This window comes from Plantactinospora sp. BB1, from assembly GCF_003030385.1.
Classification (GTDB): domain Bacteria; phylum Actinomycetota; class Actinomycetes; order Mycobacteriales; family Micromonosporaceae; genus Plantactinospora.
On sequence record NZ_CP028159.1, the window covers coordinates 963,585 to 979,395 of the forward strand.

Annotated in this window: 16 protein-coding genes; 4 read left to right on the top strand and 12 right to left on the bottom strand. The window is 72.5% G+C overall.

Annotated features, from left to right (window positions below; all coding sequences use genetic code 11):
* Positions 1-107 precede the first annotated feature (107 nt).
* Positions 108-581: a Crp/Fnr family transcriptional regulator gene (locus tag C6W10_RS04160; protein WP_107256673.1), complete on the bottom strand. Its 474-nt coding sequence runs from the start codon at positions 579-581 to the stop codon at positions 108-110.
* 284 nt (positions 582-865) lie between these two features.
* On the opposite strand from C6W10_RS04160, the gene C6W10_RS04165 reads away from it, so the two are divergent.
* Positions 866-1,741: a universal stress protein gene (locus tag C6W10_RS04165; RefSeq protein WP_107256675.1), complete on the top strand. Its 876-nt coding sequence runs from the start codon at positions 866-868 to the stop codon at positions 1,739-1,741.
* 101 nt (positions 1,742-1,842) lie between these two features.
* On the opposite strand, the gene C6W10_RS04170 is transcribed toward C6W10_RS04165, so the two are convergent.
* From C6W10_RS04170 to C6W10_RS04225, 11 genes are all read right to left on the bottom strand, one after another.
* The gene (locus tag C6W10_RS04170) at positions 1,843-2,733 is read right to left on the bottom strand and encodes a glycoside hydrolase family 19 protein (protein ID WP_107256677.1); all 891 of its coding nucleotides are present in this window, start codon (positions 2,731-2,733) and stop codon (positions 1,843-1,845) included.
* Positions 2,734-2,911: 178 nt separating this feature from the next.
* A complete protein-coding gene (locus C6W10_RS04175) occupies positions 2,912-3,949 on the bottom strand; it encodes a Gfo/Idh/MocA family protein (RefSeq protein ID WP_107256679.1) in 1,038 nt (345 codons plus the stop codon).
* Entirely contained in the window at positions 3,946-5,217 is a 1,272-nt protein-coding gene (locus C6W10_RS04180; protein ID WP_107256681.1) for a pyridoxal-phosphate dependent enzyme, read from the bottom strand. The genes C6W10_RS04175 and C6W10_RS04180 overlap by 4 nt, the downstream gene beginning before the upstream one ends.
* Positions 5,214-6,092, bottom strand: a complete 879-nt coding sequence (locus tag C6W10_RS04185; RefSeq protein ID WP_107256683.1) for an IclR family transcriptional regulator — start codon at positions 6,090-6,092, stop codon at positions 5,214-5,216. Before C6W10_RS04185 ends, C6W10_RS04180 begins: the two co-directional genes overlap by 4 nt.
* Positions 6,089-7,276, bottom strand: coding sequence for a M20 family metallopeptidase (locus C6W10_RS04190; protein ID WP_107256685.1), 1,188 nt, complete (start codon positions 7,274-7,276; stop codon positions 6,089-6,091). The genes C6W10_RS04185 and C6W10_RS04190 overlap by 4 nt, the downstream gene beginning before the upstream one ends.
* Positions 7,273-8,790 (bottom strand): xylulokinase, encoded by a 1,518-nt coding sequence (locus tag C6W10_RS37125; RefSeq protein WP_159104457.1) that lies wholly within the window; start codon positions 8,788-8,790, stop codon positions 7,273-7,275. Before C6W10_RS37125 ends, C6W10_RS04190 begins: the two co-directional genes overlap by 4 nt.
* A complete protein-coding gene (locus C6W10_RS04205; RefSeq protein ID WP_101365630.1) occupies positions 8,787-9,728 on the bottom strand; it encodes a sugar phosphate isomerase/epimerase in 942 nt (313 codons plus the stop codon). The genes C6W10_RS37125 and C6W10_RS04205 overlap by 4 nt, the downstream gene beginning before the upstream one ends.
* A 33-nt stretch (positions 9,729-9,761) precedes the next feature.
* Positions 9,762-10,538 carry a sugar isomerase domain-containing protein gene (locus tag C6W10_RS04210; protein WP_159079229.1) on the bottom strand — a complete coding sequence of 259 codons (777 nt, stop codon included), beginning with the start codon at positions 10,536-10,538 and terminating at the stop codon, positions 9,762-9,764.
* Positions 10,535-11,383, bottom strand: a complete 849-nt coding sequence (locus tag C6W10_RS04215; RefSeq protein ID WP_199853285.1) for a carbohydrate ABC transporter permease — start codon at positions 11,381-11,383, stop codon at positions 10,535-10,537. Before C6W10_RS04215 ends, C6W10_RS04210 begins: the two co-directional genes overlap by 4 nt.
* On the bottom strand, positions 11,380-12,342 hold the full coding sequence (locus C6W10_RS04220) for a carbohydrate ABC transporter permease (protein ID WP_107256691.1): 963 nt from the start codon (positions 12,340-12,342) through the stop codon (positions 11,380-11,382). The genes C6W10_RS04215 and C6W10_RS04220 overlap by 4 nt, the downstream gene beginning before the upstream one ends.
* The gene (locus C6W10_RS04225) at positions 12,339-13,661 is read right to left on the bottom strand and encodes an ABC transporter substrate-binding protein (protein ID WP_107256693.1); all 1,323 of its coding nucleotides are present in this window, start codon (positions 13,659-13,661) and stop codon (positions 12,339-12,341) included. Before C6W10_RS04225 ends, C6W10_RS04220 begins: the two co-directional genes overlap by 4 nt.
* A 228-nt stretch (positions 13,662-13,889) precedes the next feature.
* On the opposite strand from C6W10_RS04225, the gene C6W10_RS04230 reads away from it, so the two are divergent.
* The 3 genes from C6W10_RS04230 to C6W10_RS04240 are packed head-to-tail and all read left to right on the top strand — an operon-like array spanning position 13,890 to position 15,762.
* Positions 13,890-14,615, top strand: coding sequence for a GntR family transcriptional regulator (locus C6W10_RS04230; protein ID WP_107256695.1), 726 nt, complete (start codon positions 13,890-13,892; stop codon positions 14,613-14,615).
* Positions 14,612-15,007, top strand: a complete 396-nt coding sequence (locus C6W10_RS04235; RefSeq protein ID WP_107256697.1) for a RidA family protein — start codon at positions 14,612-14,614, stop codon at positions 15,005-15,007. The genes C6W10_RS04230 and C6W10_RS04235 overlap by 4 nt, the downstream gene beginning before the upstream one ends.
* Positions 15,008-15,012: 5 nt before the next feature.
* A complete protein-coding gene (locus tag C6W10_RS04240) occupies positions 15,013-15,762 on the top strand; it encodes an MBL fold metallo-hydrolase (protein ID WP_107256699.1) in 750 nt (249 codons plus the stop codon).
* Positions 15,763-15,811 lie beyond the last annotated feature (49 nt).

Here is a 15,811-nt window from a genome sequence, read left to right on the forward strand (position 1 = left end):
CCGGCCCGGGGCGCCCTCACACGGAAGATCAGCAACTTCCCATAAGTGAGGAGTGTCCAAATAGTCCGTTGACCGCTCCGGCTGTCGGGCACCGCCACCGGCCCGGACTACGAGGCGCGGTGCTCCGGGTAGCCGTAGAGGTCGAGCAGGCGGGTGCGGGTGGCCTGGAGCCGGTCCAGCATCACGGCCATGAACCGGCGGTTGAGTTCGTACCCGAACGTCGTGTCGTCCGCCATCAGGTGCCGTACCCCGGACGCGTCGAACTCGACGGCCCGGACCGGCTCCACCGCCACCGCCCCGAACTGCCAGCGCTGCGGCGCGAAGAGCCAGGACCAGCCCAGCACGTCGCCGGGGCCGAGGGTCTCGATGACGACGTCGCCCCGGCCCGGCGTGGGCAGGTCCAGTGCCACCTGTCCGGAGCGCAGCAGCCAGAAGCGCGTCGCGGAGCGCCCCGCCGCGAACAGCCGGTAGCCGCGGTTGCGGTACACCGGGTGGGCGTAGGCGGTGAGCCGGTCGAGCCAGGCCGGGGCCAGGCCGTCGAGGAACGACTGCTCGACCAGCAGGTCGCGGGTGCTCGTCATGACTTCCCCAATCGCCGCTCGGGTACGCCGTTCCGTCCGCCGCGCGGTTTCCTCCCTCCATGACACGCCGACCGGCCGGGATCGGACAGGGCCGAAGGACCCGAATGTCACTGCCAACCGGCCCCGCTCTTCCGCATCGGGCCATACGGGCCCGCCGGGGCGGGTACAGGGTCCCCTACCGAACCGACCATCGGCCCTACGCCGCAGACGTCACGCACTGTTACGGTTTGTGATAGGAGCCCGGTAGGCGGAAATTGTTCCGGGAAGTCCGGTTGGAGGATGTCATGAACGTACGCCCCATCACCGTCGGCTACGACGGGTCCGACGGCGCCAGGGCCGCCCTCGGCTGGGCCCTCGACGAGGCGGCCCGTACCGGCGCACAGGTGTCGCTGCTCTTCGCGTTCGAGTGGCCGGCCGTCGCCAGCACGGTCGCCCCGCTGGCGACGACTTGGCCGGACCAGGGTGTCCGGGACGACGCGCAGAAGATGCTCGACGCCGCGATCCTCGACGCCTTCCAGACCCACCCACAGGTGCTGGTCACCCGCACCGTCGCGGACGGTCCGGCCGCGCTGCTGCTGCGGGAGCGTTCCCGACAGGCAGGTCTGCTGGTGCTCGGCAGCCGTGGTCACGGCGGCTTCACCGGTCTCCTCCTCGGCTCGACCAGCGTGGCCGTGACGGCGCACGCGCACTGCCCGGTCGTCGTGGTGCGGGGCGAGCGGGAGCGGCCGGACGGGCCGGTCGTGGTCGGCGTGGACGGCTCGGAGTGCGCACAGCTCGCCCTCGAGTACGCCTTCGCGCAGGCGGCGGCCCACGGCGCCGAACTGCGGGTGGTCCGGGCGTACCAGCCGGCCGGCCCGGGCGGGCAGCCGGCCGGATCCGGCCCGGACGAGCAGGCCGGCGCCGAGCGGGCTGAACTCGACGAGGTACTCGCCGACGGGCGGAGCAGGTACCCGCAGGTCCAGGTGGCCGTCGACGTGGTCCCCGGCCCGGCCGGTCGGGTGATGGTCGACGCGAGCCGGGAGGCCCGACTGGTGGTCGTGGGCTCCCGGGGCCGGGGCGGCTTCGGCGGGCTGCTGCTCGGCTCGATCAGCCAGCAACTGCTGCACCACGCGCACTGCCCGGTCGCGGTGATCCGGGAACTCCCGACGACCACCGACTGACCACGCGATCGGGAGTTGGCGGGGGTGTTCCGGCACGCCGTGCCGGAGCGCCGCGGCCTTGTCACCCGCCGACCGGCCGGGTGACAAGGCCCGGGGTTGGCTCAGCAGGACAGGTTGGCTCCGGCCGGCACGCCGAGGATGCCGACGAACTGCTGGTACCTGTTGATCCGGCTCTGCACCTGCGCGGGGTTGCCGCCGTTGCACTCGATCGAGCCGTTGATGCTGCGGATGGTCTCGCCGAACCCGGCGCCGGTGACCATGGCGTTGTGCGCGGTCATCCGGCCCGGACCGTTCTGGGTCATCCAGTACCAGATGGCGGTCTTCCAGGCCACGGCCGCGTCGTTCTGCACCAGCCAGGGGTTGGTCAGCAGCGGTAGCCCGAGGGCGTTCCCGGCGGCATTGTAGTTGAAGTTCCAGCTCAGCTGGATCGGCCCGCGCCCGTAGTAGGCGGCCTGCCCGGCGGGGCAGCCGTAGGGCTGGCCGGCGTCACAGTAGTGCGGGTAGTTCGCGGTGTTCTGCTCGACGATGTGCACGAGTCCGCCGGTCTCGTGGTGCACGTTCGCCAGGAAGGCGGCCGCCTCCTGACGCTGGACGGTGGTGTTGCCGGTCCGGGTGAACGCCGGGTACGCGCTGAGCGCGGCGACCAGCCCGGAGTACGTGTAGAAGGAGTTGCGGCCCGGGAACATCTGGTTGAACTGCGCCTCGCTCACCGCGAAGCTGCCGCCCGGTGGCGGCGGCGTGGTGCCGCCGCCGCAGGTGCCGAGGTCCCGCCAGACGCCGGTGGTGCCCGGCGGCCTCTCGTTCTGGGTCCACCAGTTCGCCTGGTAGTTGCGACCGCCGTGGGAGACCTGGTCGCCTCCCCAGTAGACGGCCGAGGACTGCCACGGTGCCGCGCAGGCCGCCGCCGATGCCGGGGTCGACGGGACGACCGCCACGAGTCCGGCGGCGACGACCAGCGCCGCGAACGCGACCAGAGCGCGCAGTCTCGACATGGTCACTCCTTCCTGGGTACGTGCGGGCGGTGGACGCCGCACATCGATGGAGGTGACCGTAACACGTTCTGTTCACAAACTTTACTAATCTATCAGCATGCTTTACTAATAATTCTCCTGACGGCTGGAGGCCGAGCGCTCGCGTCCTGCGGCCACCGGTTGGACCACCCCGGCCCGGTCAGCGCCGGGCGGGCTCCACCGGCCCGCCGGTACGCAGGGACTCGACGACCGCCTCGGCCGCCGCGACGCCCCAGCACGCCTCCTCGACCGGCATCACGTCGGGCTTCCGCCGGCCGGTGAAGACCGCCAGGGCGTACCCGACCTCGCGGCGCAACGCCCCGCCGACCACGCCGTCCTCCTCCGGCCAGAGCGACAGGTCCGGAACCTGGACCCCGGCCGGGGTCCACTCCACCAGCGCGTCGCTGACCAGCCGAGCCTTGAGGATCCCCTCCAGACCCAGCACCTCGACCTCGCCGACGATGGCGCCGTCCAGGGTCAACGGGCCGTCGTCCAGGGTGCCCGGTGCGGTCGCCGGCACCAGCCAGGCGGACTCCACCGTCGCGATCACCCCGTTGTCGAACTCGAGGAGGGCGCTGACCACGCTCGGCGCCGCGTCACCGGCGGCACCGCTGCACATCGCCGTCACCCGGCGCACCGGGGTACGGGCGAACGAGATCGCCAGGTCGATGTCGTGGATGCAGGATTCCCAGACCGGATGCACCCGGTCGCCGAAGCTGAGGAACCAGGCGCGGCTGAAGTCCCGGCGCAGCCGCAGCGCGCAGGGTGTGCCGACCGCGCCCCGCTCGACGCCGGCCCGCATCCGGGCCATCGGCGCGGTGAACCGGGAGATGTGCCCCACCACGACCTGCCGCTGGTGCGCGGCGGCGGTGTCGGCGACCCGCCAGGCGTCCACGCTCGACAGGGACAGCGGCTTCTCGACGAAGACGTGGCTCCCCGCCTCCAGCGCGGTCACCGCCAGCCCGACGTGCGATGCCTCGTCGGAGGCGATCACCACGACGTCCGGGCGGACCCGGTCGAGCAGCGGGGCGAGGTCGCTCCACGTCTCCGCCACGTCGTGCGCCCGGGCCACCTCGGCGAGCCGGTCGGGGTCCGGGTCGGCCAGGCCGACGAGCCGGGCGCCGGCCTCGGCCCAGACGCGGGCGTGCAGGGCGCCGAACCGGCCCACACCGGCGATGGCGACGGTCGGTCCGGTCATGAGTTCCTCCCGAGGGTGGTGCTGGACGGTTCGTGCGGGTCCGGGCCGGTGAAGCCGGTCGGATCGCCCGGGTCGGTGAAGCCGGCCGGGTCGTGCGGGCCGGGGCCGGTGAAGCCGGTCGGGTCGTGCGGGCCGGGGGCGGTGAGCAGGTCGAGGGTGGACGGCTCCTTCGCGCCGTGCCCGGTGAGCACCGCGACGGCGCGCGACCCCGCCGGAACGGCGGAGGTGTGCAGGGCCGCCACGGCGGCGGCCGCCGCCGGCTCCACGAAGAGCCCCCGGCGGGCGAGCGTGCGGCCCGCCTCGGCGATCGCCGGCTCGTCGACGGCGACGAGGGCGCCGGCACTGTCCCGGACGGCGGCCAGGGTGAGCAGGCCCTCGTCCTCGTAACCGCGCAGCGCGTCGGCGATCGCGGTAGCGGCGGTCGGGGCGACCGCGAGCGGCTCGCGCAGTGACGACTCCCAGTCCGCCACACCCCAGGCCCGCACCAGCGGCGCACACGCCTCGGCCTGCACTCCGACCATCCGGGGCAGACCGGTCGTCACGCCCGCGTCCCGCAGGTCGGTGAAGCCGAGCCAGATGCCGCGCAGCAGCGGACCCGCCCCGACCAGTACCACCACCACCTCGGGTACGCCGCCGCACTCCTCGACCAGTTCGGCCGCGATCGGCCGGTACGCCTCGGTCAGCAGCGGGTTCCGGTAGGTGGTGGTGACGTTGAGCCAGCCCTCCTGCTCGGCGCGGGTCGCGGCGGCGTACGCGTCGCTGTAGTGGCCGTCGACCAACTCCACCTCCGCACCGTGCGCCCGGGCGGTCCGCACCTTCGCCCCCGCGTTCGAGCCGGTGGCGCAGAAGACCCGGCAGCGCAGTCCCGCCGCCGCCGCATAGCTGGCCGCCGAGACGGCGGCGTTGCCGGTCGAGGCGAGGACGAGCCCCTCGAGTCCCCGGTCCAGCGCGGCGGACGCGGCCAGCGCCATCGCGCGGTCCTTGAACGAGAGCGACGGGTTCAGCGACTCGAGCTTGACGTGCGCGTCGACACCGTCGAGCCGCAACGGCAGCAGGGGCGTGGCACCCTCGCCGAGGGTGACCGCGTGTCCGGTCCGGGGCAGCATCCCGGCGTACCGCCACACTCCGTTCCCGGAGCCGGGCCGGCAGGCGGCGGCGGAGACCGGGGCCAGCTCCAGCACCAGCGGCGATCCGCAGGCCGGGCAGCGGTAGGCGGGAAAGCCGGTGCTCCGGTGACACCGGAGACAGCCGACGGTGAAATCCCTCACGGCGCCGCCACCGGCGTGGAGGGCGGCTCCGCCGGTGCCGGACGCGGCTGCGGGGTCCGGTCGACCGGGTCGGCCTGCGGGTCGGCGGTGTCGCGGATCGGCGCACCCGGCCAGCCGAGCTGACCGGAGAGGTCGGCGGCGGCGGCCCGGACCTGCGGGCCGAGCCGGCCGGCGGCCTCGGCGTCGAACCGCGTCGCCGGGGCCGAGATGCTCAGTCCGGCGACGACGTGCCCGGTGTGGTCGAAGACCGGAGCCGCGACGCAGCAGATGCCGTGTTCGCTCTCCTGGATGTCCCGGGCGTAGCCGTCGGCCCGCACCCCGGCCAGCAGCGCGTCGACCTCGGCCCGGTCCGTCCGTTCGCCGGAGAGCCGCCGGTGCGCGTCGACCACCTCGTCCAGCACGTGCGCCGGTGAGTGGGCGAGGATGGCCCGGCCGATCGCGGTGGTCAGCGCCGGGTTGGTCTGGCCGACCCGGCTGTGCATCCGGACCCGGGACGGACTGTCGATCTTTTCGATGTAGACGACGTGCACCAGGGCGAGTACCCCGAGGTGGCAGGTCTCGCCCGTCCGCGCGGAGAGCGGCCGCATCACCCCCAGCGCCTCGTGCCGCAGGTCGAGCCCGTCCAGATAGGAGCGGGCCAGCGTCATCGTGCCGGCGGCCAGCGCGTACCGGCCGTCGGCCGTCTCCCGGACCAGCGCGGTACCGCGCAGCACACCGAGCATCCGGTGCAGGGTGGTGGCCGGGATCTCCGTCGCCTTGACGAGTTCGGTCAGCGACGCCCCCGACGGGGTCTCCGCCAGCGCCGCCAGCACCGCGACGGTCCGTTCGACCGCCCGCAGGCCGTCGGGCTTCCGCTCGTTGTTGACCATCTTCATGCCCTCACCCCGGCGTCGGTCTCCAGCGGGCGCACCGACAGCATCCGCTGCGCCATAGCACAGTAGACCTCGGCCGCGCCGCGCAACTGGTCGACGAGCACCCACTCGGCGAGGGAGTGCGCCTGGGCGATGTCGCCCGGTCCGCAGACCGCCGCCGGGGTGCCGGTGGCGGCGAGCAGCGCGGCGTCGGTCCAGAACTGCAGCCCGACCGGCTCGGGGTCGGCGGCGACGGCGCAGAGCATCCGCAGGTACGGGTCGTCGGGCGGGCAGTCCAGCGGGGCGTGCACGAAGGTCGACGTACCGGCCATCTCCGCCACGGTCGCGTCGACCCGGGGGTCCGCCCGGCGCAGCTCCGCCACGAGCTCGCGCAGCTCGGCGAGTACCTCGTCGTGCCGTTCGGACGGCAGCCACCGCCGGTCGAGTTGGACCACGCAGGAGGCGGGAACCATCGGCGGGCGGTCGCCACCGGCCACCACCCCGACGTTGACGGTCGCGGGCCCGAGCAGCGGATGACGGCGCCGGTCGAGCCGGGGTACCAGGTCCCGCTCGACCGCCGCGATGAACCGGGCCGCGTGGTAGACGGCGTTCACCCCGTCCTGCGGCACGCTGCCGTGCGTGGCGACGCCGCGGAACGTCGCCTCTGCCCACATCGCGCCCTTGTGCGCCCGGCCGACCCGCAGCATCGTCGGCTCGCCCACGATCGCGAAGTCGGCGCGTACGCCGGCCTCCACCAGCGCCCGCATTCCCGGGCTGCCGTTCTCCTCCCCGGCCACCCCGGTCAGCAGCAGTTCACCGTCGAAGGTGACGTCCGGGGCGGCGAGCAGTTCGACGACGGCGATCATCGCCGCGAGCGCGCCCTTCATGTCGACGGCGCCCCGGCCCCAGAGCCGGCCGTCGGCGACCCTGGGCAGCAGCGCGTCCGGCATGCCGTACGGCGGCACGGTGTCCAGGTGGGCGTTGAGCATCAGCGTCGGGCCGGGCCGGTTGCCCCGTACCCGGGCGATCACGTTCGCCCGGTCGCCCCGCACCGGTTGCAGCTCCACCTCGGCGCCGCAGCCGCGCAGCCGGTCGGCGAGGTAGTCGGCTACCGGGCGCTCCTGCCCGGGATGGTCCTGGTGGCCCTCGATCGCGATCAGCCGGGCCGCCTCCGCCAGCACCGCGTCCGGGTCGATCCGCCCGATCATCCGGCACCACCGGTCAGGGCCGGGTCGCGGTGCAGCGCGGCGACGGCCGCCGAGGCGGCGGTGTAGCGGTGCCGGGCCCGCCGGTAGGCGCTCCGGTGCTCGTCCGGGGCGGTCAGCGGCGCGCTGTCGTCCAGCACCGCGCAGGCGGCGGCGACGTCCGGCCAGATCCCGGCGCCGATCCCGGCCAGCGCGACGGCACCGCGCGGCGAGGCGTCCTGGCCCAGCCGTCGCACCGGCGCGTCGCAGGCGGCGGCGAACGCCTCGCACCAGACCTCGGAGCGGGTCACCCCGCCGCCGACCCGGATCTCGGTGGCGGCACCGGCACCGTCGAGGAGTTGCTCGACGGCCGCCGCGCAGGCGTACGCGACGCCCTCCAGGACGGCCCGGGCGATGTCGGCGGGTCCGTGTTCCGGTGCCACGCCGAGCAGGGCACCCCGGACCGCCGGGTCGTGGATCGGGGCGCTGGCACCGAGCAGGTACGGCAGGAAGGTCAGCCCTGCGGCGCCGGGGCGGCTGTCCCGGGCGAGCCGGTCCGCCGTACCGTCCGGTACCTCCGGGGCGGCACCGGTGAGCAGGTTCCGCTCGGCCCAGCGGATCGCCAGCCCGGCCGCGTACGAGGAGACCATGCCGAGGAAGCCCTCCTCGCCGGCCCGGGCGAAGACGAACCGGTCGACGCCGGCCCTCGGCTCGGCGACCGGGGTGACGATCTGGGCGGCGGTGCCGACGTTGACGTAGACCCGGCCGTCGGCGACCGCCCCGGCGCCGAGCGCGGCGCAGGAGACGTCGCCGCCGCCGGCCACCACCGGGGTACCGGCGGGCAGCCCGGTCGCCTCGGCCGCCTCGGGCCGGACCGTTCCGACGATCTCCGCCGAGCCCTGCACCCGGGGCGCCAACCGCTCGTCCGCCCCGCAGCGGGCCCAGAGCCGGGGCTCCCACCGTCGCCGTCCCACGTCGTAGAGCAGGGTGCCGGCCGCGTCGGTGGGGTCGGTGCCCCAGTCGCCGGTGAGATGGTGCCGCAGCACGTCCTTGGGCTGGACCAGCCGGACGGCCCGGCGTACCGCCTCGGGTTCGTGCCGGACCAGCCAGGCGAGCTTGGGGGCGCTGAACGCCTCGACCACCGGGTTGCCGGTCAGCTCGCCGAAGAGGTCGTCCCGGTCGCGCAGTTCCCGCACCTCGGCGACGGCCCGCCGGTCCGCCCAGGTCATCGCCGGCCGCACCGGCCGGTCCCGGTCGTCGAATAGCGCCACCGCGTGCATGTGGCCGCTCAGCCCGACCCCGGCCACCGCGCCGGGGTCGAGGTCGGCGAGCGCCTCCCGGACGGCGCCGGACGTCGCCCGCCACCAGTCGGCCGGGTCCTGCTCGTGCCGCCCCGGCCGGCCGGTGTCCGACGGATAGTCCCGGTAGGACCGGGCCGCCGTGGCGCCGGTTGCGGCGTCGACCACCACCACCTTCACCCCGGTGGTACCCAGGTCGATGCCGACCAGCAGGGCGTTGCCCGGTACGGCGCCGGTCAACGGCTGCGCCGGGGGACGAAGCCGAACTCCATCAGGTATTCCAGGGACTCCTCCGCGACCCGGTCGAAGTCGGCGAGTCCCACCCCGGCCGGCTCGCCGACGCCGATGTTGCCGCCGACCTGCCAGCCCTCCCACTCGACGCTGACGTACCCGTCGAAGTTGATCTCTGCGAGTGCCTCGTACGTCTCCCGGAAGTCGACCAGCCCGCCGCCGAACCAGATGTGGTTGCAGTGCACGATCGTCGGCAGCCCGACCTCGTCCTTGATCTGCACGATGTCGATGTACGGCCCGAGCCGCTTGATCGCCTGCTTGACGTTCATGAACGGCTTCACCGCGACGTAGAAGGCGCCGGTGTCCATCGTCATCCGCAGGTTGCTCGCGCCGACCTCGTCGAACATCCGCTCGATCAGCTCGACCCGGTTGAGGATGGTGCCCTGCAACAGTTCGATGCTGACGTTGAGCCCGAGCGTCGAGGCGTGCGCGGCCACCTCGGTGATCGCCTCCCGGCACTGTCGCCAGGCGTCCTTCCGGCTGAGCAGCACGTTCAGCGGCGGGTCGTAGTAGCCGTCGCCGATCAGCGTGCAGACCGACTTCGCACCGAGTACGGCCGCCGCGTCGAGGGCCTTCTTGAAGGACTCGATGCCGCGCTCCCGGTCGAACTCACGGGGGCTGACGAAGGTGGTGTGGTGGCCGAGGTAGCCGATGTCGATGCCGACCCGCTCCGCCGTGGCCCGCACGTCCCGCAGTTGCTGGTCGTACTCGGCCTTCGGCGCCTCCAGCAGCTTCGCGAAGATGAAGTCGACACCGTCGTAGCCGTACTTCGCGGTCTGCTCCACGCACCAGGTCGCCGGCTTGTCCCCCCAGGAGTTCCAGGCCGGGCCGGCGGCCTCCAGCCGACCCCAGGGCATGTTCGGCCAGACCTCAAAACTGATCTTCACCGGGTCTCTTCCCTTCCTCAGATGTGCGACGGGCTACAGGTGCGGGACGAGGTCGGACATCCGCCGCGCGGCCTCGCTGTTGTGCTCGGCGGCGCCGGGCATGTTCGCGCTCATGAACACCTCCGGCGTCTCGCCGCGCCGGATCTGGATGCCGAGCGCCTCGACGATGATCGCGTCGAGCAGGGCCAGACCGACCACACTGGACGACGGTCCGGCGGACGGCAGCCCGGGGCCCAGCTCGACGAGCGCGTCGCCGGGCGGGCAGTGGTTGTCGACGACCACGTCGGCGATGTCGTGCAGCCGTGGGCCGGGCCGGGAGATCGCCGAGGCGTACCGGCGGGAGGTGATCGCGATCAGCGGCAGGCCGCGCGCCTTGGCGGCCTGGGCGACCTCGACGGGCAGCGGGTTCGCGCCCGAGTTGGAGGCGACCAGCAGGACGTCCCGCTCGCCGTCGAGCCGGTACCCGGCCAGCAGCGCCTCGGCGTGCCCGTGCTCCCGTTCCAGCACCGTGCTGCGTACCGCGCCCTCGTGCAGCATGTGCGCCGGCTTGAGGATCGGGCAGACCCGTACCGCGCCGCCGGCCCGGTAGAACGCCTCCTCGCCGAAGATGTGCGAGTGGCCGCTGCCGAAGACGTAGAAGAGTCCCTTCTCGGCGAACGACCGGGCGACCAGTTCGGCGGCCCGCCGTACCGCCGGCAGCTCCTCGGCCAGGGCGCGGCCGAGGACCTCCTGCACGCGTGCCGCGTACCCGCTGGCGGTGACGTCCTGTGGCGACCACGCCGCGCCCTCGGCGGGCGCCGCGCCGCTCACTTGACCGCTCCGGCGGTCAGCCCGCCGACGAAGTAGCGGCCGGCGAAGAGGAACGGGACGATGGCGGGAATGACCGTGCAGACGGTACCGGCCATCAGCAGCCCCCAGTTCACGGTGTACTGGCCCATGATCGCGCTGAGCCCGATCGGCAGGGTCTTGAGCTGGTCACTGACGATGAGCTGCGAGGCGAAGACGAACTCGGTCCAGGAGAAGACGAAGGCGTAGACGGCGACGGTCGAGATGCCCGGCGCGAGCAGTGGGAGGACGATCCGCAGCATCATCCGGACCGGGCCGGCCCCGTCGACGGCGGCGGCCTCGTCGATGTCCCGGGGGATCGCGAAGAAGAAGCCGCGCAGCAGCCAGGTGCAGAACGGTGCGGTGAACGCGACGTTCACGATCACCAGCGCGTTCCTGGTGTCGATCAGCTCCACCGCCGCGAACGCCTGGTAGAGCGGCACCAGCAGCAGCGTCCCCGGAATCATGTACGCCACCAGGATCGCCCCGGCCAGCTTGTTGCCGCCCGGAATGCGCAGCCGGTAGAGCCCGTACGCCGCCGCGAACGACACCAGCACGGTGCAGAAGGCGGTGGAGAGGGCGATCACGAAACTGTTGGTGAGATAGCTCGGATAGTCCGTCGCGGTGAAGAGCTGCCGGAAGTTGTCCAGGGTCGGGTGGGTCGGGATCAGCGTCGGCGTCGTACGCAGGATCTCCTCGCGGTCCTTGAACGCCGAGATCGTGATCCAGTAGAGCGGGCCGAGCACGATGGCGGTGAGCACGGTCCAGGTGACCAGGCGCGGCAGCCGCGCCCAGGACAGCCGGGACGTCACGGGTGGCGCGGATGTCACGAGTCCTCCTTCGGCTTCGCGACGCGGATGTAGAAGAAGGCGACGGCGGCCAGCAGGATGATCGTGATCACGCTGACGGCGGCGGCATCGCTCGCCTGGAACTGGTTGAAGGCCTTGTTGTAGATGAAGATCGGGGCCGTCGTCGTCGCGTCGGCGGGCCCGCCCTTGGTGACCAGGTAGATCGAGTCGACGATGTTGAACGACCAGAGCGACCCGACCAGCCCGAGCGCGAAGAGCACCGGCTGGAGCAGCGGGAAGGTGATCCGCCAGAAGATCCGCCAGGCGTCGGCGCCGTCCACCCGGGCGGCCTCGTAGATCTCGCCGGGAATCGTCCGCAGCGCGCCGAAGATGACGACCGCGCCGAGCGGGAACCAGTGCCAGCTGTTCATCAGGATCAGCGCCGGCATCGCCAGCGCGCTGTCCCCGAACGGGCTGCCCAGCCCGTCGATCCCGACCGCGGCGGCGAGCTTCGGCACGATGCCGTAGTTGCTGTTGCTCAGCCACTGCCAGATGACCGCGACCGCGACGGTGGGGATCACCCAGGGGATGAGCACCCAGGTCCGGGAGGCCCGGGCCCAGCGCCCGGAGCGACCGATCAGCAGCGCGGTGCCGAAGGCGATGAGGGTCTGCACCAGCAGGTTGCCGACCAGCCAGATCCCGGACCGTCCGATCGCGGCCCAGAACGCGCCGTCGCCGAACGCCTCGGTGTAGTTGTCGAGGCCGACGAAGTTCGAGCTGCTGCCGACGACACCCTGGTCCTGGAGGCTGAGCAGCACCGTGTTCAGCAGCGGATAGCCAATCACGCCGAGCATCAGCAGCACCAGCGGCGCGACGAGGCCGTACCCGAGCAGGTGCGTGTGCCAGGGTCGGCGACGGCGGGCGGCCGTCGCCGGCCGCCCGGCCGCCCGGGTACCGGGGAGGACCTCCCCGGTACCCGGCACCGCGTTGCGGCTGCTCACTTGGCGACCGCCGCACGCATCTGCTCGTCACCCCACTTGGCCGCCGCCTCCGGCGACTCTCCGCTGCTGTACATCCGCTGCACGACCTGGGCCAGGATGTTCTGCCCGGAGATCTTGCCGACGGAGTCGACGTACTGGCCGTCGACGAAGCCGAACAGGGCGCCGGTCTTCGACTGTTCGAGCATGGCGTCGACACAGCCCCGGTACTTCTGGATGACCTCGTTGCTGGTCCACGACTCGGCGGTGGCACCGTCGGCGGTCAGCGGCAGGAACAGCCCCGGCTCGGAGTTGAGCAGCGTGCCGTAGTTCTCCGGCTGGAGGACGTACTTCAGGAACGCCTCCGCACCGGCGGCCTTGGCGTCGTCGTTGGACATCACCATGGCGGCGTTGGAGTAGTAGATGCTGCCCGGCTTGCCGCCGGATTCCGCGACCGGGATCGGGGCGCAGCCCAGGTCGCTCGCCGGACGGCCGGACTCGGACTCGAACGGCGCCAGGTACTGCCCCTTCTCGATCGCCATCGCCGCCGCGCCGCTGTTGAACGCCGCCTGCGGCTCGCCCCACGAGTAGTTGCCGCTGTCCGACGGCGACTGCTTGAGCAGGTCCCGGTAGAGGGTGAGGGCCCGGACGGTTTCCGGGGTGTTGAAGTTGATCTCACCGGTCGGGCCGAAGAAGTTCCCGGCTCCGCTGGTCAGCATCAGGCTGTAGAGCACCTGGTCGGTGGCGAGGTTCTTGCCGGCCGGCAGCGCGATCCCCTTCTGGTTGCCCTGGGTGAGCTTCTGGGCGGCCTCCAGCAGCTCGGCGGTGGTCTTCGGCGGCTCGTTGATGCCGGCCTTGGCCAGCAGGTCCTTGCGGTACCAGAGCATCTGCACCATGCCGTAGAGCGGGACGGCCCAGTACTGGTCGTCGTCGCGGTACGGCGCCTTGGCCGCCTCGCCGAAGGTGTGCGCCTTGTCGAGTTCCTCCACCAGCGAGGTCACCGGCCGGACGGCGCCGAGCGGGCGTACGTAGGTGGTGAAGTCGGGGATGGTGAAGAGGATGTCGGGCTGCGTCTTCGACTGCACCGCGCCCGAGATCTTCGTGTAGATCTGGTTCCAGTCCTGGACCTGCGCCTGGACCTTGTATTCCGGGTTCGTGGCGTTGTAGCCGTCGATCAGCTTCTGGAAGCCCTCGACCCGGTTCGGTGGCTGTTCCATGTGCCACAGGATCAGTGTCTTGTCGTCACCGGCTGGCCCACTCGAACCGCCGCACGCGGCGGCCGAGAGCCCGACCACCGCGGCCACGGCCACGGCGGTCAGCCGCTTGACCTTCCCGTACCTCATGAGCTGGTACTCCTCTCACGGCCTTCAGGTGTTCCGCGAGCTTCCGGATCGTCACGACTCTTCGTGCGGCTGACGACGACGCTGCGGACTAGACGGACCGAGCGGTGTTGGAATAATGTTCCGGACCATACCGAGGCGGTCTAGACCAGTCAAGAGCAAGGGAGTACCGGGTCTGGACCGGACCTGGCCGGGTACGGCCGCCAGCCGGAGATACGGGATGCTCACTTCATGTCAACGCCGAAACACGTCGCGATCACGAACGCTCTCCGCGAGCAGTGCCGGAACCTGCCGGTCGGGTCCCGGCTGCCCTCGGAGAAGGATCTCGCCGTGCGCTTCGAGGTCAGCCGGATGACGGTCCGGCAGGCGCTCGACGCATTGGCCACCGACGGACGGGTGGAACGGGTCCCCGGCCTCGGCACGTTCGTCCGCCGACCCACCGTGGCCATGGGCCCCAACCTCTCCTCCTTCACCGAGGACATGCGCTCCCGGGGGCTGCGCCCGAGCAGCCGGCTCGTCGCGATCGAGGAGGTCGCCGCCTCCCCAGAGGTCGCCGTCGACCTCGGCGTCGAGGTCGACAGCCCGGTGATCCGGCTGGAGCGGCTGCGCTTCGCCGACGACGAGCCCATGTGCCTGGAGGACGCCCACCTGCCGGCCCGGTTCCAGCGCATCCTGGAAACCGCCGAACTGGAGGGCTCGCTGCACGAGGTACTCGCCAGGGCCGGCGTGGTGGTCGCGGCGGCCCGACGTCGAGTACGCGCCGTGCCCGCACCGTCACGCGATGCTCAACTTCTCGGCCTGCCGGAACACGCCCCGGCGCTGGAGATCGTCGACATCTTCTACGACACCAACCGCCGCCCGGCGCAGCGTTCCCGGTCCCGTTACCGCCACGACCGCTACGAGGTCATGTCCGACCTGCACCGCCCCAGCACCGAACCGAGGGAGACCGTCAAGTGACCTGGACCGCCCACACCAGCCCGGACCTGCCCGAACCGGCCGGACCCTACAGTCACGTCGTCGACACGGGCACGCTGGTCTGGACGGCCGGCTTCGGACCGAAGAACCCGGCCACCGGCATCGTCCCGGAGGGGATCACCGCGCAGACCGAGCAGGTGCTCGACAACGTCGAGGGCGCGCTGCGCACCGTCGGGCTGGGCCTCGGCGACGTCGTGAAGGCCACCGTGCACCTGCAACACCTCGACCGGGACTTCGCCGCCTACAACGAGGTGTACGCCAGGCGCTTCCGGCCGCCCTACCCGGTACGCACCACCGTCGGCAGCACCCTCGCCGGGATCCTGGTCGAGGTCGACGTCGTGGCCGTACGCCGCGACCCGACCCAGGCGGGCTGAGCGCGATGGGTGCGGTCCCCCTGGTCGACTCCGTCTGGCTGGTCGGCAGCGGCAGCCACCCCGACGCCCGCACCGACCCGCACGACTGCCACTGCTACCTGATCTGGGACGGCAAGGGCGGCGTACTGGTCGACACCGGGACCGGCCTCGGTGCGCGAGCCTGGCTGGCCGCCGTCGCCGAGGTCTGCGACCCGGCCGCCCTCACCGGCGTCATCGTCACGCACTACCACGCCGACCACGCCGGTGGCGCCGCCGCCGCGCAGGCCGCCGGGCTGCCCCTGCTGGCCAGCGCCGAGACCTCGGCCGCACTGGCCACCGCCGACGAGTCCCGCAGCTCGCTGGCGGTGGCCCGGGCGGCCGGCGTCTACCCGGCCGACTACCGGCTCGCACCGGCCAGAGTGGACCGGGTACTGGCCGGCGGTGACGTCGTCCGGGCCGGCGACCTCGACCTCCGGATCGTCGACGCACCCGGCCACTGCGACGGCCACCTCGTCGTACTGCTGCGGCGCGCCGGCCGCACCATCCTGTTCAGCGGGGACTGCCTCTTCGCCGGCGGGCGGGTCAGCATCCAGGCGATCCACGACTGCCGGCTCGACCGGTACGCCGAGACGGTCGTCGCCCTCGCCGGAGAGGAGGTCGACGTCCTGCTCCCCGGGCACGGCGAGCCGGTGCTGACCGACGCCGGGGTGGAGATCGCCCGGGCGGCGGAGTCCTTCCGCCGGCTCGTCCCGCCGCCGAACGTCCTCGGTTCCTGACCGTCCGGTGCTCCTGGCGCTGCACGGCCGACGCTCTGTCGGTGGGCCG